Source organism: Pedobacter agri PB92, from assembly GCF_000258495.1.
Classification (GTDB): Bacteria; Bacteroidota; Bacteroidia; order Sphingobacteriales; family Sphingobacteriaceae; genus Pedobacter; species Pedobacter agri.
The window spans coordinates 1-4,188 of the sequence record NZ_AJLG01000278.1 but is presented as its reverse complement, the minus strand read 5'-3'; the positions used below and the strand labels follow the sequence as shown (position 1 = coordinate 4,188).

Annotated in this window: 3 protein-coding genes; all 3 read left to right on the top strand. The window is 38.2% G+C overall.

Going from position 1 to position 4,188, the window contains the following annotated elements; genetic code table 11:
• The first annotated feature begins 197 nt into the window (after positions 1 to 197).
• Positions 198 to 2,105, top strand: coding sequence for an ABC-F family ATP-binding cassette domain-containing protein (locus ON09_RS22935; RefSeq protein ID WP_029204584.1), 1,908 nt, complete (start codon positions 198 to 200; stop codon positions 2,103 to 2,105).
• Between the two features lie 235 nt (positions 2,106 to 2,340).
• Positions 2,341 to 3,615 (top strand): type IX secretion system plug protein, encoded by a 1,275-nt coding sequence (locus ON09_RS22930; RefSeq protein ID WP_010603410.1) that lies wholly within the window; start codon positions 2,341 to 2,343, stop codon positions 3,613 to 3,615.
• Between the two features lie 124 nt (positions 3,616 to 3,739).
• A partial coding sequence (locus ON09_RS22925) for a formylglycine-generating enzyme family protein (protein ID WP_010603409.1) occupies positions 3,740 to 4,188 on the top strand: 449 nt, incomplete at its 3' end.

The following is a 4,188-nucleotide window of genomic DNA, read 5'->3' as shown; positions in this document are numbered from 1 at the left end:
ATAGCAGCGAAAATACTTTTAGTACGCAGGTCTTCGACAGGCTCAGACTGACATGAACAAAAAGATTGCAGCGAATAGCAGGAACAAAATTACCAAAAGCTGCTGCCATTGCTTTCCAAATATTAAAAAACCGAACATTTGTCTATTTCGCTTTCAGAAAGGAATTAGCTTTTAAAATTCGTACTTTTGCAGCCGAAATGATTTCAATAAATAACTTAACATTCCTCATTGGCTCAAGAGCCTTATACGACGAAGCGAACTGGCACATTAAACCGGGTGATCGAGCTGGCCTCATTGGCGCTAATGGAACGGGAAAATCGACACTTTTAAAGATAATTGTAGGCGAATATGCGCCGACTTCGGGTACGGTTTCCATGTCTAAAGACTTGAAAATTGGCTATTTGAACCAGGATTTGCTTTCTTACGAATCGCATCACAGCATTTTGCATGTAGCAATGGAGGCTTTTGAACGCCAAAACCAACTGCATGATGAGATTGAGGAATTGCTTAAAAAAATAGAAACGGATTATAGTGAAGAGGTTTTATATAAATTAAGCGATAAACAGCAGGAATTCGAGGCACTTGATGGTTATAACATTGAATACAGAGCCAACGAAATTTTAGCAGGTTTAGGTTTCAGCACTGCAGACCAACACCGTCCGCTAAATACTTTTTCCGGAGGTTGGCGCATGCGGGTAATGTTGGCAAAAATTCTTTTGCAAACGCCCGATATTTTGTTGCTGGATGAGCCGACCAACCACATGGATTTACCGTCTATTAAATGGCTGGAAAATTATTTACAGAGTTTTGAAGGCGCCATCGTTATTGTTTCTCACGATAGGTATTTCTTAGATAAAATTGTAAATAGAACGGTTGAATCGCGTAAAGGAAAATTAACGGTTTATGCCGGAAATTATAGCTTTTATGTAGAAGAAAAGGCCTTGCGTGGCGAAATTCAAAAGGGTGAATTTAAAAATCAACAAGCAAAAATCAAACAGGAAGAGCGTTTAATCGAGCGTTTTAAAGCGAAAGCATCGAAAGCAAAAATGGCGCAATCGCGGATGAAAGCTTTAGATAAAATGGAGCGTATTGATGATGTTGATGACGACAACCCAACGGTAAATTTCAGCTTTAAATTCACTAAACCATCTGGCCGACACGTGGTTCGTATTGAGCATGCAACCAAGCATTATCCAAATGTTCATATTTTGGAAGATGCAGAAGCCGTGATTGAAAAAGGTGATAAAATTGCATTGATTGGAGCGAATGGTAAAGGTAAATCGACTTTATTAAGAATGATTGCCGGTACTGAAAAATTTGAAGGTTTTTGCGAAACAGGTCATAATGTAACCACTACATTTTTTGCGCAGCACCAGCTGGAATCTTTACACCTCGATAATGCAATTCTAGAAGAGTTACAGGCCTTTGCACCTAAACATACGGATACTGAATTGCGGAGTATTTTGGGCTGCTTTCTGTTTACGGGGGATGACGTTTTCAAAAAAATCAAAGTACTTTCCGGAGGAGAAAAGTCTCGTGTGGCTTTGGCAAAATCTTTAACAACAGATTCAAACTTCCTGATTCTGGATGAGCCAACCAACCATCTGGATATCCAATCAGTTAACATTTTAATTCAGGCGTTACAACAATTTGAAGGTACTTTTATCGCAGTTTCTCACGATAGGTATTTCTTAGATAATGTGGCCAATAAAATCTGGTTTATTGAAGGCGAAAAGATTAAACAATATCCAGGAACGTATGCAGAATACGAGGAATGGAATAGCAAACGCGAAATTCCGGTTGCTAAACCGATTCCGGTTAAAATGCCGGAGAAAGTAAAAGAAGCTCCGAAAGTTGCTACGCCTAATGCTGTAAATCAGTTGAAAAAACTGAACGATGAATTGAAGAAAATCGAAACCTCGATTACAGAACAGGAAGCAACGGTAAAAAATATCGAAGCAGAATTAGCTGATGAGAATGTTTACAGCAAAGCTGATAAACTGGCTGAGGCAAACAAGCGTTATTTAACTGCTAAACAAGATTTAGATAACAGCCAGGCTAAATGGGAAGCTTTAGCTGGAGAAATTATGGAACTGGAGGGTTAATCTTTCCGTTATTGCGAAGTCGATTTTCATCGGTTATGGCAATTTATAACATTGAAGCCGCAGATTTTCTGCGGCTTTTTTATTTGCCACGGAGATGCAAAAGACCTGGAAAGAAGATTGAAGAATAAATATTAATCGGTCGTGAAGAAGCGAACCATAGCTTAAAAAATTTCCGGGTAACTCCACTTTTCGGTGCAAATCTTTTAAAATTGGCTAATACTCTGTACTTTTAGCCATGCACAAACTAATCGCAATACTTTTATTTTTCATACCCTCGCTCCTCTCTGCTCAAACCAATAGCTTTACTTACGAAAACAAAATTTATCAGCCGAATATAAAAACAGTACTTTGCTACAATACCAGCCGAGAGCAGAGTTTGCCGGTTATCCAGCTAAATTCAGCAGAAACAATTACATTTTCATTTAATGATTTACTTGGCGGAACGAAAAATTACTGGTATTCTATTGAGCATTGCACTTCAGACTGGCAACCTTCAAGAATATCGACCATCGATTATTTAGGTAGTTTTAATGATGATCGGATGATCAATTATCGTTATTCATCAAACACCACCAGAAAATATACCCATTACGAACAAACTTTCCCAAATAGTCAAATACAGCCAAAAATTGGTGGAAATTATCTTTTAAAGATTTACCTGGATGGAGATAAAAATCAGCCGGTAATTTCACAACGTTTTTATATTGTAGATAATCAGGTAGCGGTTACGGCTGAAATTACCAATTCGATGCAGGTTGCTGATCGGAATTCGAAACAGAAAGTGAACTTTACGATCAATCATTCGATACCAATCCCCAACCCCTATCAGGATTTGAAAGCAGTTGTGATGCAAAACTTCAATTCCAACACCGCAAAAGTAAATACACGTCCGTTTTTCGTTCGCCCAAACCAACTGGTTTATAATGATTTAACTACAAATGATTTTTGGGGCGACAATGAGTTTAGAAAATTCGACACGAGAAGTCTGCGTTATAAAGCAGATAATGTGAAAGATATTTATCGTGACAGCGAATCAGTAAATGTGATGCTTTTTCAGGATGTACCTAGAAATACCGGAGCATTTGCCAATCAATTTGATGAAAACGGCAACTTTTTTATCAAAAATACTGATGGAAGAGACGACAGAACTGAAGCTGAGTATATGAGTGTGCTGTTTACGCTCAATGCCAAAGCACCAAGCGCAAATGGCGATGCATATGTAGTAGGTAGGTTTAACAATTATACGTTAGGAAAAGAAAATAAACTGCTTTACGATGCAAGCAGAAAGCAATTTTATGCCAGTATGATGCTGAAGCAAGGCCTATATGATTATGAGTATGCCTGGTTTAATTATGATACTAAGACATTAGAAACATTTCCTTTCGAAGGTTCGTTTTTCCAGACAGAAAATACCTATCAGATTTTCGTATATTACCGTCGCCCGGGCGCTCGTTGGGAAACCCTGGTTGGCTATGCCAATATCAGCAACCGGGTTAACGACAGGCGATAGCATAATTACTAACCATCCCCTTATTGTTACATAAATTTTCTCGAATTTGATAGCGGTTATTTACTTTAGTAATCAGATTATTAAGTAACCGAAATGCTCTAAAAGAGTATACTAACCATTTATTATGTTCAAGAAAGTTTTTGCTGCTGCATTAATTCTACTTATCCATGAGCAAAATTTTGCTCAAACTCCGCTTAAATCCTATACTCAAAATATTGATGGCACAAAACTTACCTTCGATATGCAAGCTATCCCCGCCGGAAAATTTCAGATGGGAAACAAGGCAGGCAAAACAGATGAACAACCGATTCATGAAGTAAAACTAGATGCATTTTGGATAGGAAAATATGAAGTAACCTGGAATATCTTTGAACCCTTTTTATACCGTGATTTTGAAAAGCAGGCAAGTGTAACAGCCATTTCGTCAGAGGTAGATGCAGTAACCCGGCCCACGAAACCCTATCTGGATATGACCTTCGGAATGGGTAAAGAAAATCAACCCGCTGTGGCCATGACGCAGTATAATGCCATTCAATTTTGCAAATGGTTATATGTAAGAACGGGCATCTTCTA

Bases quoted from the DNA above. Each gene is read 5' to 3' on its own strand.
- ON09_RS22935 (WP_029204584.1), top strand. From the start codon at position 198: ATGATTTCAATAAATAACTTAACATTCCTCATTGGCTCAAGAGCCTTA.
- ON09_RS22930 (WP_010603410.1), top strand. From the start codon at position 2,341: ATGCACAAACTAATCGCAATACTTTTATTTTTCATACCCTCGCTCCTC.